The 15,533-nt window shown below is 61.1% G+C and carries 12 protein-coding genes; 6 read left to right on the top strand and 6 right to left on the bottom strand.

Annotated elements, in window-relative coordinates; genetic code table 11:
* Positions 1–6 precede the first annotated feature (6 nt).
* From KRR23_RS05040 to KRR23_RS05020, 5 genes are all read right to left on the bottom strand, one after another.
* Positions 7–1,482: an efflux transporter outer membrane subunit gene (locus tag KRR23_RS05040; protein ID WP_216741612.1), complete on the bottom strand. Its 1,476-nt coding sequence runs from the start codon at positions 1,480–1,482 to the stop codon at positions 7–9.
* Positions 1,479–1,952: a MarR family winged helix-turn-helix transcriptional regulator gene (locus KRR23_RS05035; RefSeq protein ID WP_054598367.1), complete on the bottom strand. Its 474-nt coding sequence runs from the start codon at positions 1,950–1,952 to the stop codon at positions 1,479–1,481. The genes KRR23_RS05040 and KRR23_RS05035 overlap by 4 nt, the downstream gene beginning before the upstream one ends.
* A gap of 318 nt (positions 1,953–2,270) precedes the next feature.
* Positions 2,271–5,942, bottom strand: a complete 3,672-nt coding sequence (locus KRR23_RS05030; protein ID WP_216741611.1) for a translocation/assembly module TamB domain-containing protein — start codon at positions 5,940–5,942, stop codon at positions 2,271–2,273.
* Positions 5,939–7,666, bottom strand: a complete 1,728-nt coding sequence (locus KRR23_RS05025) for an autotransporter assembly complex family protein (protein WP_216741610.1) — start codon at positions 7,664–7,666, stop codon at positions 5,939–5,941. Before KRR23_RS05025 ends, KRR23_RS05030 begins: the two co-directional genes overlap by 4 nt.
* Positions 7,667–7,731: 65 nt before the next feature.
* Entirely contained in the window at positions 7,732–8,382 is a 651-nt protein-coding gene (locus KRR23_RS05020) for an N-acetyltransferase (RefSeq protein ID WP_054597871.1), read from the bottom strand.
* Between the two features lie 175 nt (positions 8,383–8,557).
* Here KRR23_RS05020 and xthA point away from each other — a divergent pair, with 175 nt between their 5' ends.
* Both xthA and KRR23_RS05010 read left to right on the top strand, forming a co-directional pair.
* The gene (xthA, locus tag KRR23_RS05015) at positions 8,558–9,370 is read left to right on the top strand and encodes an exodeoxyribonuclease III (RefSeq protein ID WP_216741609.1); all 813 of its coding nucleotides are present in this window, start codon (positions 8,558–8,560) and stop codon (positions 9,368–9,370) included.
* Between the two features lie 183 nt (positions 9,371–9,553).
* Positions 9,554–10,894, top strand: a complete 1,341-nt coding sequence (locus KRR23_RS05010) for a substrate-binding domain-containing protein (protein ID WP_216741778.1) — start codon at positions 9,554–9,556, stop codon at positions 10,892–10,894.
* Positions 10,895–10,903: 9 nt separating this feature from the next.
* On the opposite strand, the gene cobF is transcribed toward KRR23_RS05010, so the two are convergent.
* Complete coding sequence (gene cobF, locus KRR23_RS05005) at positions 10,904–11,671, bottom strand: precorrin-6A synthase (deacetylating) (RefSeq protein WP_216741608.1); 768 nt, start codon at positions 11,669–11,671, stop codon at positions 10,904–10,906.
* Between the two features lie 258 nt (positions 11,672–11,929).
* On the opposite strand from cobF, the gene KRR23_RS05000 reads away from it, so the two are divergent.
* Genes KRR23_RS05000 through KRR23_RS04985 form a run of 4 tightly spaced genes read left to right on the top strand, consistent with a single transcriptional unit; the run spans position 11,930 to position 15,516 of the window.
* The gene (locus KRR23_RS05000; RefSeq protein WP_054597875.1) at positions 11,930–12,784 is read left to right on the top strand and encodes a MurR/RpiR family transcriptional regulator; all 855 of its coding nucleotides are present in this window, start codon (positions 11,930–11,932) and stop codon (positions 12,782–12,784) included.
* Positions 12,785–12,786: 2 nt separating this feature from the next.
* Positions 12,787–13,431 (top strand): isochorismatase family cysteine hydrolase, encoded by a 645-nt coding sequence (locus tag KRR23_RS04995; protein WP_216741607.1) that lies wholly within the window; start codon positions 12,787–12,789, stop codon positions 13,429–13,431.
* Positions 13,428–14,780 carry a glutamine synthetase family protein gene (locus KRR23_RS04990; RefSeq protein WP_216741606.1) on the top strand — a complete coding sequence of 451 codons (1,353 nt, stop codon included), beginning with the start codon at positions 13,428–13,430 and terminating at the stop codon, positions 14,778–14,780. Before KRR23_RS04995 ends, KRR23_RS04990 begins: the two co-directional genes overlap by 4 nt.
* Positions 14,764–15,516: an N-formylglutamate amidohydrolase gene (locus tag KRR23_RS04985; protein ID WP_216741605.1), complete on the top strand. Its 753-nt coding sequence runs from the start codon at positions 14,764–14,766 to the stop codon at positions 15,514–15,516. Before KRR23_RS04990 ends, KRR23_RS04985 begins: the two co-directional genes overlap by 17 nt.
* Positions 15,517–15,533: the final 17 nt, after the last annotated feature.

Raw genomic sequence — 15,533 nt, 5'->3', positions numbered from 1 at the left:
CTTGAATTATTGATTCAGCGTGGCAGGCGCTGGGGATGGGGTGGCCGCGGCCAGGGTGCCGGCTTGAAATCCGCCGCCCAGTGCCTGCATCAGTTGAATCGACAGATCGATCTGCTCGGCATTCAGGTTCGCCAACTGACGCTGGGCCTGAAGCAATTGCTGCTCGATGCTGAGCACGTCCAGGTAGTTACCGATGCCGGAACCGTAACGCTGGACCACCGTGTTGTAAGAATCCTGGGCGATGTCGGTGGCGTGTTGCTGCGCACCGATCTGCCGACCGATGTCACGCAACTGGGAAATCGTGTCGCTGACATCCCCCAACGCTTTCACCAGCGTCTTGTTGTACTGCGCAACGGCGAGGTCGTAGTCGGCGTCGCGTGCATCGAGGTTGGCGCGCAAGCGGCCGCCATCGAAGATCGGCAACGACACGGTTGGCATAATGTTGAAGAAGCGGCTCGCCGAGCCGAACATCGCGTCACCCAACAACGACTCGGTGCCGGCGGCTGCGCTCAGATTGAGGTTCGGGTAGAACTTTGTCTTGCCGGCGTCGATGCTTTTGCTCGCCGCCTCGACCCGCCAGCGCGCGGCGATCAGGTCCGGGCGACGACCGAGCAACTCGGCCGGCAAAGTCGACGGCAACGCCACGGCGCTGGCCTGAAGGATTTTCGGCCGGGCAATCTCATTACCGCGATCCGGGCCCTTGCCGAGCAGCACGGCCAGGGCGATTTTCGTGCTCTGCAGGGTCTTTTCAGCGTCGATCAACGTCGCTTCGGAGCTGGCTTCCAGGCTTTCGGTTTGCTGATACTGGTATTGGCTGTCGATGCCGGAGCTCAGCCGGCGCTTGCTCAGATCGAGCATTTGCTTGGTGCGCTTGAGGTCGTCGTTAGCCAGGTCATAAACAATATGGGCTTGCCCCAGGTTGCTGTAGGCGCGGGCAACGTCGGCCGACAAGGTCAGCTGTGCGGCTTGCTGATCGACTTCAGCCGCGCGGGCCTGGCCCAGCGCCGCTTCCCAGGTGGCACGCTGACCGCCCCAAAGGTCGAAGGTGTAATTGAAGCTGGCACCGATGCTGCGCACCGTGGCGTAGTTGCCGCCCGCTCCGGTCGGGTCCTTGTCACGCGCCAGGCGCGAGCGGCTGACACTGGCGCTGGCGTCGAGGGTCGGCATCCGCGCGGCATCGGCGGCATAAGCGGCGGCGCTGGCCTGGTGGGCACGGGCGTCGGCGATCTGCATATCCGGGCTGTCGTGCAGGGCTTCGCGGATCAGGCCGTCGAGCTGCGGGTCGCCAAGGCTTTTCCACCAGTCGCTTTTTGGCCAGGCCGCCGGCGACAGGCTGACACCGTTGAGGGACTGCCCGGCTTTGAGGGTTTTCGCATCGAGGCTCACGCCTTGGGTGTTCAGGCCGCTGTAGCTGGCACACCCGGCCAGGCTCATGGCCAACAGCACCAGGCTGACGCGGGTACGCAAAGTTTTACTGCTCATTTGTCACCTACCCGCAGCACGGTGATCGGATCACCGGCCGCCAGCAAAATTTTCTTCAGGATCTGCTCCAGGGTTTTCAACTCTTCTGGAGTGATGGCGCCTGCCAGTTCGTTCATCGCCTCGGCACCGATATGCGGCAGACGGTCGGCCAGCTTCTGGCCTTCCCCGGTCAGCACCAGCCGTACCTGACGGCGGTCGCCTTCGCAGCGTTGGCGGGAGAGAAAACCCTTCTGTTCCAGACGATCGAGCATGCGGGTCATCGAACCGCTGTCCAATGACAGGTGCCGGCACAGCTCAGCCGGGGTATCGACGCCAAACTGGGCCATGATGATCAGCACCTTGAACTGCGCGGCGGTGATGCCATGGGGTTCCATGTGCGTATCGATGATCCGGTCCTTGAGCAGCGCGGCGCGCCCGAGCAAGAGACCGAGGTGGCAATTCTGGAATTCGTCTGGCGTGAAATGTTTCATCTGACCACCCATTAGCTGCCTAGGCAGGGAAAGTATGTCCAGATATTACTGCTTAGGCAGCGAATGTCAACGCAATAGTTAGGTAGCTTTGTAATTAGCTGATAAATGGCGGGAATAAGATCGCAATCATTGTGGCGAGGGGGCTTGTCGGAACGCCGCACCGCCCCGTTCGGGTGCGCAGCAGCCGTCGATATCAAAATCGACGTGTGCCTGAACGAATGTGATTGCAGATTTGGGGCCGCTACGCGGCCCAACGGGGCGGTGCGGCGTTCCGACAAGCCCCCTCGCCACAGGGAGCGGCCCCAATCGGGGACGGGTTTAGAAATCCCGCTTGTAGAAGATATCCAGCGAACTGGCGATGCCGCTGGCGGCTTCCAGGTAGACCATTTTGCTCAGCTTGTAGCGCAAGGCGATGGTGTTGGCCGGCTCGAATACGCCGACGCCGTAACGCAAACTGAGTTTTTCGGAGAGGTTGCCGCTGGCCACCACGCTGGTGGTGGTACCGCTGCCCTGGGTGTCGAGCTGGAAGTCCTGAATGCCCAGATCCTTGGCTAAACTGCCGGTCAGATCGGAACTGCCCATCAAGCCCAGTCCCAGCGCGGCTTGAGCCAGCATGTTGTTGTCTTCGCCGTTGCTGGTCAGCGGACGCCCGAGCACCAGATAGGACAATGCCTGTTCCTGACTCATCGCCGGTTCCGAGAAGATCTGCGTGGTCGGCTGCTCGGCGCTGCCGCTCAGGCGAATACCGGCGATCACGTCGTCGGTCTGGCGCACCGCTTCGATGTCCAGATACGGCTGATCGATGGGCCCGGCAAACAACAGCCGCGCACGCCGTACCGTCAGGCGCTGGCCGTACGCTCGATAACGGCCATCGTTGAGCCAGAGCTCGCCGCGGGTGTCCATGTTGTCACCGATGTGCACATGACCTTGCAGGTTCGCCGTCAGGCCGAACCCGGCAAAGCTGAGCTTGTCCTCGCCTACCACCACATCGATGTCCATTGCCATGGCCATCGGCGGTTTGCCCGCTTCGGTCTGGTGACCGACGATCACCGTGTCATCGGAGACCTTGACCGTTGATGGCGGCAACTCACGCACGGTGATTTCGCCCTTGGGCACCTGCACCTTGCCGACAATCGCCAGTTTGTCGTTGTTGATCGAGATTTTCAGGTCCGGCGCCACTTCCAGCACGGCATACGGCTCGACCGTGACCGGCAGTTGTGTGCCTTTGAGGCTCAGATCCACCACCAACGCCTGACCCCAGGCAACATGCCCGTTCAAGCTGCCCTGCCCGGCCTTGCCGCTTTTCCAGCCGCCATTGAGCTGCACGCTTTCGCCGGCAATCTGCGCCTGAAGCTGCAACGCTTCGAATCGCGTCGGCAGCTGTGGGCCGGAGATCTCACCGTCGCTGAGGGTCAGGTTGCCATTGACCTGCGGCGCCAGCAGCCCGCCCGACAAACTGCCGCTGCCATTCAAGCGCCCGGTGAGTTTCTCGACCATCGACACAAACGGTCGCGCCACCGACAGGTCCAGACCGCTCAGACGGAACGAGCCGCTCAAGGGCTTGTTCCTGGGCAGCGGATTGATCTGCGCCTGAACCATCAGCTCGCCCAACTTGCCACCGACAAAGTCGAGCTGCGTGTCGATGCGTTTCGGGTTCAGGCTGCTGGTCAGTTTCAGCGTCTGGTAAGGGAAATCCAGCCACTGATCCTTTTCCTTCATGCGCAATGTACCGCCGCTGGCATCGACCATGATCTGACCTTTCGGGCCGCTGGCCGGCAGGTCGAGTTGCACATCGGCATTGAGCTTGCCGTGCCAGGCAAAATCTTTCGGCAGCCATTGCGCGAGGCTGTCGATCGGAAACTGCTTGAGGTGGTAACGCAGTTTCGGCTCGGGCATCAGCCGCTGGTCTTCGCCGCACAGACTGGCCTGCCCGGACATCCAGCAATGCGCGCCGAAGGTCAATTTGCCGTCGGCCAGGCGTTCGATTTTTGCCGGATTTTGCAGCTTCCAGTCCTGGCCGCCAGCCTGTATGTCGCCACTGGCCAAACGGCCGCGCCAATTGCCTTTATCCAGATTGCCGTCGAGGCCCAGCGCCAGTTTCAGTTGCGGGCCCAGCAGGTCCACTTGCAGTTTCTGGTTTTTGATATCGCCCTGGCCGCTGGCGGTCAGCGTGCCCAGTTGAGTGTCGCCGGCCTGAATGCCGCTGCCCTTGAGGTCAATTTTCGCCCGCTGCGCGCTGTCGAGACTGGCGTCGAGGTTCAGGCTTTGCAGGCGATTATCGTTGAACGCCAATTGCACGCCTTGCAGGCTGAGTTTGCCTTGCGGTGCCTGGAGGTTGCCGGCTACGTCAACCCGACCGTTGAGCTGACCGCGCAACTGCGGCCAGAGCTGGCCGAGACGTGGTGCCTTGATGTCGATCTGGCCGGCGAGTTTCTGTTGCAGACTGCCGCTGCCATCGATGCGGTTGTCGCCCAGACGAATGTGCAGTGCGCTGAGGTTCCAGCGCTCGCCCGCGCCATCGGCCTTGGCTTGCAAGACGGCCGGCTGACCGCGCAGCTTGCCCTTGAGGTCGAGGTCAGCGTTGAGGCTCAGTTGTTCGTTTTTCATTTCACCCTTGCTGCGCAACGGACCGGCCAGGGTCCCCGGCAGCTCCGCCAGCCAGTACGCCGGGTTGATCGCCGACAAATCCAGCGCAGTATCCCAGGCAATGCCATCGGCGAACTGCAGGTTCAAATGCCCTTCGGCCTTGCCCTGCCCGGCCGCCAGTTTGAATTCCGGCAGGAAGATTTTCGTCAGGTCGCCGCTGAACGGGCTGCTCAGGCTGAACGCTCCGGCCGGGCCATCCAGCGCTGCCTTGAAGTTGCCCAGGTAGTTGCCGTCGCGGTAGGACACCTCGCCGTTGAAGCTGCGCAGCGCCACCTGGGGTTCGTCGATCAGCGGGTACAGCCGATGCCACGGGAAGTCCAGCCAATCGATTTTCGCCTCGGCACTCAGGCCCTCGGACCAATCGAGCTGACCGCTCAGCTTCAGGTTTTGCGTGTCATTGGCGCTCAGATCGAGCCCGGCGATCTGCGCGCCTTTGGCGTCGACCTTGCCTTGCAGCTGCAACGCGATCGGGCCCTGCTCCGCTGGCAATGTCGCTTTGCCGAGCAACTGGTACCCGCTTTTCAGATCACCATCGCCGGTCAGTTCCAGCTGATTGAGCTGCAAGGTGTCCGGCAAATCCGCACTGGCTTTGAAGCCATCGGCGGTAATCCGCACCTTGGCCGGCAGGTTTTCCACCAGCGGTTGCAACTCGCCCGTCAGTTGACCTTGCAGGTAACCGCTGCTGTCGGCGTTGAGGTTCAGGGTTTTCAGCAAATCGCCGTCGATTTTCAGCGCCAGCGTCCACGGTGCTTTACCCGGTGCCGGCAAGGTCAGCTTGCCTTCGGCGCTGAGCGGCCAGTTGCCGGTCGGTTGCAGCAGCCCGGACAAATCCAGGCTGAGGTCGTCGTGTTGCAGATGTACGGAGTCGATCTGCAAGCCCTTGGCCGTCCAGTGCGCGGCCAGTTGCAGGTCTTTGAGCTGCTCGCTGCCGTTGAGCAACAGGCTGCCGATCTGCACCTCGCCCAACTGGATCGCCACCGGCATTTTCAACTCGGGCAGGCTGATCGGCCCGCTGCTGGCTTCGCTGCTCGGGGCAAATTGCAGAATGACTTGCTCAGCCTTCAACTGCTCGATGCACAGGGTCATGCGCAACAGGCACAGCGGCGACCAGGCAAACACCGGTTTGTTCAGCTCAACCCGACTGCCCGTTTGCTGCCACAGCAGATGATCGGCACTCCATTGGCCGCCCAGGCGACCCTGGAAATTTTCCGTGCTCAAACCCGGCACCTGGCCCAGCGTCCAACGGCTGCCGGCTTGTGTACCGAGCAAGGCGCCGATGCTCAGCAACAGCAACGCCACCAGCGAGAGCATCGCCAGCAGCGCTATTTTCAAACCACGCTTCACAGCTCAGGCCCCATGGAAAAGTGCAAACGAATACCACCGGGATCATCCAGCGCATGGGCCAGGTCGAGGCGGATCGGCCCGACCGGCGAAACCCAGCGCACACCAACGCCAACCCCGGTCTTGAGGCTCGGCAGGTCCAGCGTGTTAAACGAGTTGCCCTGATCGACAAAGGTTGCGATCCGCCATTTTTCGGCGATGGAATATTGATATTCGAGGCTGCCAGCCACCATGTAACGTCCACCCACGCGCTCGCCGGCGGAGTTTTCCGGGGACAGGCTCTGGTAGTCGTAACCGCGCACGCTCTGATCGCCACCGGCAAAGAAGCGCAATGACGGCGGTATGGTTCGATAACCATTGGTGGCACTGCCACCTAACTGTGCCCGAGCGAGGAACCGATGGTTGTCCCACACCGTGGTGATGCCTTTGACCAATGCAGTGCCATACACCACGTTGTTGTCCGAACCCACCCCTTGCTTGGCCACCTTGCTCTCGAACTGCAAGCGGTAACCGTTGTGCGGGTCGATGCGGTTGTCACTGCGCAGATAGGAATAACTGATGCCAGGCATCAGCAAGGTGCTCAGGCCCGAATCGTCGCCAAGGCGATATTCCTCACGCTGCCATTTCAACGAAATCACCCGCTGCCAGCCGCTGGGCAACTTGCTGTGCCATTCAGGGCCCACCGTCAGCAATTTGCTCAAGCTGTCGGTGTTGGCCAGTTCTTCATTTTGATAACCACCGGCAAAACGCAGCTTGTCGGTGAGCGGCGGATCCAGTGGCACGTCGTACCAGAGGCCGACGTTCTGCCGCGGCGCCGAGACTTCCGCTTCCCAACCATAACTGTGGCCTTGCGCGTTGACCCAGTGCCGGGTCCAGTTGGCCTTGGCCCGAGGCCCGACGTCAGTGGAGAAGCCCAGACCCAGGCCCATAGTGCGCGGCTTGCGCGTGTCGAGTTTGACCGCCACCGGAATCACATCGTTGGCCGCAGCGGTCGGCGCCGCATCCACCCGCACCGCGTCGAAATAGCCGCTCGATTGCAACGCCTGGTTGAGCTCGGCGATCAATTCGGAGTCATACGGTGCCCCGCTCTTGAACGGCACCATGCGTTGCAGCAGGTCTTCGTCGAACGGTGTATCGCCGGTGAAATTGACCTTGCCCAGGGCATAACGCGGGCCACTGTCGTAAATCAGCTCGATGTCGGCGACACCAGCCCGAGGATCGACCAACAGTTTCTGGCTGGTAAAGCGCCCACTGAAAAAGCCGAAGCGCGAAGCCTGATTCTGGATCAGCCGCTTGGCGTCTTCGTAATGGCCGTGATTAAGCACAGCACCGGATTTGAGCAGGTCGCTCTTGGGTACACGAAAGGATTTGAGGCTCGCGGCCGGGCCGTCGACACGAATGGTCACGTTGCGCAAACGCACCGGCTCGCCGGGGTCGATGTTCAACACCAACCGTGGCGACTTGCCGTTTTTGACTTCGCTTTGTATATGGGGCTGGTAATAACCCAAGGCCTGGGCGGCCTTGCGTGCCTGCTCTTCGGCGCCACGACGAAAGCGCAACAGGGCTTCTTCATCGCGATCGCCGAGGCTGCCGATATAGCCCTCTATATTGGCCTTCAGTTCATCGTTGGACGGTTTGATCCTGACGTCCAATTCACTTTGCGCCAGGGCCGCTACGCTGCTGAACAGCACGAGCAAACCGCTGGTAAATCTTCCTGGAAACTTCATAGGCGCGGATGCTATCACGAGCGTAGGGGCGTGATAGAGCGAACAATCTGAACAAAAGTTCGACCTCAACCTGTTGCGCTATGTAACACCTGCGGATTGGCGTGGAAAAACACGTGCTCGAGAACAGGCCCTACAGCAACTTCGCCAATTTCTTCATAACCCTGACGCTTATAGAACTCCAGATAACGCGGATTCCCAGTGTCGAGTACTACACCTTGGGAGTGCTCATCGACCGCGCACCAGTTATGCACGGCTGTGAGCAACTGCTCGCCGAAGTGCCGGCCTTGAAACTCCGGATGAATCCCCAGCAACGGCAGAACATGCACCGAGTCCGATGGCAGGCAGGCCGCCACCGCCGCGTGATACTCCAGATAACGCCGGGTGCAACGCAACCCGGCGCTCAGCACCATCCGCAGGCGCCAGGCCCAACTTTCGGTGATACCCAGGCGACGTTGCGGCGGCGCGATCAGCGCAATGCCGATCAACCGGTCATTGATCAGCAGACCGATCGCCGGCAATTCCTGCACAAAATGCTGTTCGACCAGTTCCCGTATCGTGGCCCGCACCCGGTGTTCATAGCCAGGGCGTTCAGCCTCGAACAGGTACTTGAAGACTGGCTCGTGTCGATAGGCGTGGTACAGCAAGGAGCGAGCTTCGTGCGAATAGCCACTGTCGAGCCGGTGGACATCAGCAATGGCAGTTGAGGTTTCAGGCATGACGGTCTATCTCCCCTGAGCGGGGCTAAAATGGCCCCGTTCTTATAAGTACGAACCCGCTACAAAGCTGATCGTTCCCACACTAAAGGACATTAGCAGTGCATCCAGACTACCGCCACGCTGGCTGACTTCGTACATGTCAGCTAGCATCGCAGTTTTGCCAGGACTGCCGACCATGAAGATCGTCTCGTTCAACATCAATGGCCTGCGCGCCCGCCCCCATCAACTGGCGGCACTGATCGAGAAGCACCAGCCGGACGTCATCGGTTTGCAGGAAACCAAGGTGCACGACGACCAGTTCCCGCTCGCCGAGCTTGAGGCGCTGGGCTATCACGTGAGCTTCCACGGCCAGAAAGGTCATTACGGCGTCGCCCTTATGTCACGTCAGGCACCGCTCGCGTTGCACAAGGGCTTTGCCAGCGATGAAGAAGACGCCCAGCGCCGCTTCATCTGGGGCACGTTCGCCGATGCCAACGGCGTACCGGTGACGATCATGAACGGCTATTTCCCACAGGGTGAAAGCCGCGACCACCCGACCAAGTTCCCGGCCAAGGAGCGCTTCTACAACGACTTGCAGACGCTGCTCGAAACCCAGTTCAGCAATGACCAGCCGCTGGTGGTGATGGGCGATGTGAACATTTCCCCGGAAGACTGCGACATCGGCATCGGCCCGGACAACATGAAGCGCTGGCTGAAAACCGGAAAATGCAGCTTCTTGCCGGAGGAGCGCGAGTGGATGGCCCGTTTGAAGAACTGGGGACTGGTGGACAGCTTCCGCCACCTGAACCCGGACGTGACAGATCGCTTCAGCTGGTTCGACTACCGCAGCCGTGGCTTTGAAGACGAGCCCAAGCGCGGCCTGCGCATCGATTTGATCCTGGCCTCCCAAGGGCTGCTGCCACGGGTCAAGGCCGCTGGTGTCGACTACGAACTGCGCGGCATGGAAAAACCCTCGGACCATGCACCGATCTGGCTTGAGCTGAGCTGATCGCTGCGATCGTTCCCACGCGCAGCAAAGGAATGCAGCCCGTGACGCTCCGCGTCACTGGACGCGGAGCGTCCCCAGAGGCATTCCTTTGTTGCGCGTGGGAACGATCGTTGTGCCGTCATATTTCGGCAACTTTTCTGTCTTATTCTCCCGACACTTCCTGTGACCTTGAAAGGTGTCGGCCTGATGCTGCGCGTCCTGTTACCGCTGCTGCTCTGCGGTGTGCTTCCTCTCTCTGCCACCGCCGCTGAGCTGCCGATACCCGAGCATGGCCCTGCCCTGCGCATTCAAGGCTCCAACACCATCGGTGCGACCCTCGGCCCGGCGCTGGTCAAAGGGTTGTTGCTGGAACAAGGGTTGCTGAAGATCCATAGCGAAGTCTCGGACAGAGACAACGAACAGCAGATTGTCGGCCAGACGACCCAGGGTCGGCGGGTGGTCGTGGACATCGCCGCCCACGGCTCCAGCACCGGTTTCGCCGCACTGAAAAACGCCAGCGCCGACCTGGCAGCGTCTTCGCGTCCGATCAAGGACAGCGAACTGCTCGACCTCGAAACCCTCGGCGACCTGAAAAGCCCGAACGCCGAGCAAGTCATCGCCATCGACGGCCTGGCGATCATCCTGCATCCGCAAAACCCGCTGACGCAGCTGAATACCGAACAACTGGCGCGGATTTTCAGTGGTGAAGTGAAAACCTGGGAAGAACTTGGCGGTACCGGTGGCCCGGTAAACCTTTATGCCCGGGATGACCATTCGGGCACCTATGACACCTTCAAGGAACTGCTGCTGAGCCATCGCGGGAAAACGCTGGCCGGTTCGGCAAAACGCTTCGAATCCAGCGAGCAACTGTCCGATGCGGTCAGCCAGGACCCGCAAGGCATCGGCTTCATCGGCTTGCCTTACGTGCGCCAGGCCAAGGCTGTGGCGATTGTCGATGGCAACTCACAGCCGATGTTGCCGCTCAACAGCCTGATCGCCACCGAGGACTATCCGCTGTCGCGTCGGTTGTATTTCTATTTGCCGCCTGATGGCCAGAACCCCTGGGCCGACGCGTTGGTGAAATTCGCCCAGAGCAGTAAGGGTCAGGCAATTGTCGCCGCCAGTGGTTTTATTGCGCAGACCGTGCAAGCCATGAAAGTCGCGCCGAACCCACAGATGCCTGACGACTACCGGACAATCATTGATCATGCACAACGACTCACGGTGAATTTTCGCTTCGAAGAAGGCAGCGCCAACCTGGACAACAAGGCCCGACAGGACCTGTCGCGGGTGCTCGACTATTTAAAGCAGCATGACAAGCTGAACAAACAGGTGACACTGGTCGGCTTCGGCGATGCCAAGACCGATTCGCAGCGGGCGGCCCTGCTATCGAGGCTACGTGCCATGGCCGTGCGCCGCGAGCTGGTGAAAAGTGGTGTGGTATTTCGCGAGATTCGTGGCTTTGGAGACGAAATGCCGGTGGCGGCCAACAGCGCCGATGAAGGACGGATCAAGAATCGCCGGGTGGAAGTCTGGGTTTACTGACAGCCGCGCTCACTCTGGCGATTCAGGCTTGCGCAATAAATAGGTGTCCATGATCCAGCCGTTGGCCAACCGTGCAGCTTTCCTGACCCGCGTTATCTCTTGCGCAACGTCTTTGAGCTTGCCGGAAATAAGAATTTCATCCGGCGTGCCAAGGTAGGCGCCCCAGTAAATCTGTTGCTCCTGATCGGCCATCTGCAGGTAGGAATCTTCTGCATCGAGCATCACCACCAGGCTGTCGGCGTCGCTGACCTGGCCCGCAGCCAGCCGGCGGCCGGTGGTAATTTCAATGGAGCGCCCAATGCGATTCAACGGCACCTTGTGCTGCGCCGCCAAGGCCTGGACGCTGCTGATGCCGGGAATCACCTCGACGTTGAAGGTACAACGACCGGAATCGAGGATCGCCTGCAAGATGCGCAGGGTGCTGTCGTACAACGCCGGATCGCCCCACACCAGAAACGCCGCACACTCGTCGTCCGTCATCTCTTCGTTGATCAAGCGCTCGAAGAGCTGTTGCTTGTCGCGGTTCAGATCGACAACGCTGGCGTTGTAGTCCACATCGCCGCGCACCCGCTCGGGGCTGTGGGCCTCGACGAAGCGATAAGCCGGATCGGTGATATAGCGCTCGCAGATTTCCCGCCGCAGGTCGATCAGCTTGTCCTTGCTCTGCCCCTTGTCCATCAGAAAGAACACATCGACCCGGTTCAACGCGTTGACCGCCTGCATGGTGATGTATTCGGGATTGCCGGCACCGATGCCAATGACCAGTAGCTGCTTCATGGATGCTTCACCTCGCTGTGCGTCATCGTGTCCAACGGCTTATCCGTAGAAAAACGTGCCAATTTCCTACACGAACTAAAGCACTAGCGTACAACATCAGGCGAAACCCGCGCAGGCCTTGTCCGACAAGACTTTCGCCCCACTTTAGTGCTTTTCAGGCACATGAAAAAATTCACTAGACATGTAGCATAAATTACATAAATACTGATTTAACGGATTATGAAATAAAAGCAACACACCCCTCTAGCAGGAGCTCGGATGCCCTCACTCAGAGACCGGATCACCGATCCCGGCCTGGACCTCACGCCGTCGGAACGCAAAGTCATACGTGCATTGCTGGACCAGTACCCGCGCAACGGGCTGGGCCCGATGTCACGCCTGTCCGAGCATGCCGGCGTCAGCGATCCAACCATCGTGCGCCTGGTGAAAAAACTCGGCTTCGGTGGCTATGCCGATTTTCAGGACGCGCTCCTCAGCGACATGGATCACCGGCTGCGCTCGCCCAGTGCGCTGTTGCAACCGCGTTCGCACCTCAAGCAAGACGATGTCTGGACTCACTATCTGGCGGACAGTCACCGCGCCTTGCTCGAAACCCAGGCCCTGACCCAACCCGAAGATGTGCGCATTCTGGCCGAATGGCTGCTGGATACACGGCATCAAGTGCATTGCTTCGGCGGACGCTTCAGCAGTTTCCTCGCCCACTACCTGCTCAATCATTTGCGCTTGTTGCGTGCGGGCTGCTTCGCCCTGGAAGACAACGCGCAACTGCCCGATCGGCTGTTCGATGTGCAACGCCAGGACGTGGTGCTGGTGTTCGACTATCGACGCTATCAATCCCAGGCACTGCGCGTTGCCAGCGCGGCCAGGAACCGGCATGCGCGCGTCGTGCTGTTCACCGACATCTACGCCTCGCCGCTGCGCGAGATGGCGGATCTGGTGATCACTGCGCCCGTGGAGTCGGCGTCGGCCTTCGACACCCTGGTACCGGCGCTGGCCCAGGTCGAAGCCTTGATTGCCTGCCTGACGCCGCGTTGCCCGGATCTCGCCGAGCGACTGGAAGGCATCGATGCACTACGAAGCGATTTCACCACTCACCTGCTGGAGGAAAAATAAGGATGTTTATGCTCCCCCATCACTCGCCCCGTGACTTGCCGTTTGCTACCGACCACACCGCGCTGCTGTTGGTGGACATGCAACGCGCCTGGCTTGAGCCGCAGTTCGACCCGCACCTGCAAGGGCCCGATGCCAAGTATTTCCTCGAACGCACCCGCCAGCAGGTGATTCCCAACCAGCTCAGGCTGTTGGCCGCCATGCGCACGGCTCGGCAGAACGTTCTGCACACGCTCATCGAAAGCCTCACCGCCGACGGTCGCGACCGCTCGCTGGACCACAAGCTGTCGGACATGCACCTGCCAAAAGGCAGCCCGCACGCCGCCATCATTGAAGAACTGACACCGGTCGAAAACGAAATCGTCTTGCCCAAGACCTCCTCCGGGGTCTTCAACTCGACCAACATCGACTATGTGCTGCGCAATCTGCAAACCCGCCATCTGATCATCGCCGGCATCGTCACCGACCAGTGTGTCGACATGGCCGTGCGCGATGCGGCTGACCGCGGCTATCTGGTGACGTTGGTCGAAGACGCCTGCGCGACCTACACCGAGCAACGCCATCTGGCGTGCCTGAACGCGATCAAGGGCTATTGCTGGATCACCGACACCCAAACCGTGCTCGACCGTTTGCAGGCGTTGCAGGCATGAGCCGCGCCAACAGCAGTGAGCCCCTGACGCCCGTGGCCATGACCACCATCGTCACCACAGACCTGATCGGTGTGACCCGCGGCCGCTCGTTTCCCAGCGATGAACTCGAACACTACAAAGCCGCCGGTTGCGGTTGGGTCCCGGCCAACAGCGCGCTGACCCCGCAAGACATCATCGCCTCCAGCAATCCGTGGGGTGCCTACGGTGACTTGCGGCTGATCCCCGACCTGGCCAGCCGGGTGACGGTCAGCAACGGTCCCGATGCCAGTGCGCCGGCCCTGGATTTTATCCACGGCGACATTTGCGAAACCGATGGCCGTCCATGGGCGGCCTGCCCGCGGACGCTGCTGCGCAACGAAGTACAGCGTTACCACGATGAACTGGGGCTGCAGATCACCTCGGCCTTCGAGCACGAATTCAACCTCACCACCGACAGCGCCCAGGCCGAGCATCTGGCGTTTTCGCTGGAGGCCCAGCGTCAGGGCGCAGCGTTCGGCGGTTGGCTGCTCAGCGCCTTGCGCGCAGGTGGGGTCGAGCCGGAAATGTTCCTGCCCGAATATGGCAAACACCAATACGAAATCACCTGCCGGCCGACCCAGGGCGTCGCAGCGGCCGACCGTGCGGTCAATGTGCGCGAGATCACTCGCGAGATCGCCCGGCAAATGGGCCTGAACCTGAGCTTTGCGCCCAAGACGTCCGAGCACGCGGTATGCAACGGCGTGCACCTGCACCTGAGCCTGCACGACCTGTCCGGCGATCCGGTGCTGTATGACGCCGGGACCGCCAATGGGCTGTCGACCCTCGGCCAGCACTGGTCCGCAGGCGTGTTGCACTACTTGCCGGCCCTCTGCGCGTTGACCGCGCCGACACCGATTTCCTATGAGCGCCTGCAACCGCATCACTGGAGCGCGTCGTACGCGTGCCTGGGCCAACGCAACCGCGAAGCCTCGCTGCGGATCTGCCCGACCGTGAGCCTGGGCGGCAAATCCGAGGCCGCGCAATACAACCTTGAATTCCGCGCCATGGACGCCACGGCGTCCCCGCATCTGGCGATGGCCGCCGTGCTGATTGCCGGCCGACTGGGCATCGAGCAACGCCTGGCGCTGAACGCGATCACCGATGAAGTCCCGGACTCGCTGAACGAAGAACAACGCCAGCGCCGCGGCATCGTCGCCCTGCCCGCGTCACTCGCGCAGGCCCTGAGCCACTTGCGGGGCAGCGAGGCCTTGCTTGAAGCCTTGCCAAGCGCTTTGCTCGACACTTACTTCGCCGTCAAAACCGAGGAACTCGCCTTGACCCAACACCTGTCGCCCGCCCAACTGTGTGAGCACTATGCACGCCTCTACTGAGTCCGCCGAGTTCGGGCTCTACACCGAGCCGGCGTACAGCCTGAGCCGGGAAGCGTCCGAGCACCCGCTGATTCTGGTGTGTGAACATGCCAGCCGCTACATCCCGACGGCCTTGAACGATCTGGGGTTGAGCAGCGAAGCCGCGCACGAGCACATTGCCTGGGACATCGGCGCGCTGGCGCTCGCCGAGAGCCTGTCCAAAGCCCTCGGCGCGACCCTGCTGGCGGCCAACTACTCGCGCCTGCTGATCGACCTCAACCGTCCGTTGCAGGCCCCCGACAGCATCCCGGCCAAGAGCGAAATTTACCCGGTGCCGGGGAATCAGAACCTCAACCAAGCGACCCGCGACTACCGCCGCGAGTGCCTGTTCACGCCGTTTCACACACGCCTTGGCGAACTGATCGATGCTCGCGTGGCCGAGGGTCGCACGGTGCGGGTGGTAGGTATTCACAGCTTCACGCCGATCTACTTCGGCCAGCCTCGAGCGCTGGAAGCCGGCGTGCTGTATGGGCAGGCCGAGGATTATGCGAACCGGCTGATCGACGGGTTGGCCAGGCATCCACTGCGGGTCACCGGCAATCAGCCCTACAAAATCAATCCGGCGAGCGACATGACGGTGCCGATTCACGGCGACGCCCGTGGCATCGACTCGGTGCTGATCGAGGTGCGCAACGACCTGTTGCGCAATCGGCTGGCGGTCCAGACCTGGAGCGATTACCTGGCGCCGCTGCTGTAAAACCGAAGCCTCAAGCG

It is taken from the genome of Pseudomonas sp. CVAP#3 (genome assembly GCF_018986375.1).
In the GTDB taxonomy this organism is placed as follows: domain Bacteria; phylum Pseudomonadota; class Gammaproteobacteria; order Pseudomonadales; family Pseudomonadaceae; genus Aquipseudomonas; species Aquipseudomonas helvetica.
This window is presented reverse-complemented; position numbering and strand designations above follow the sequence as displayed.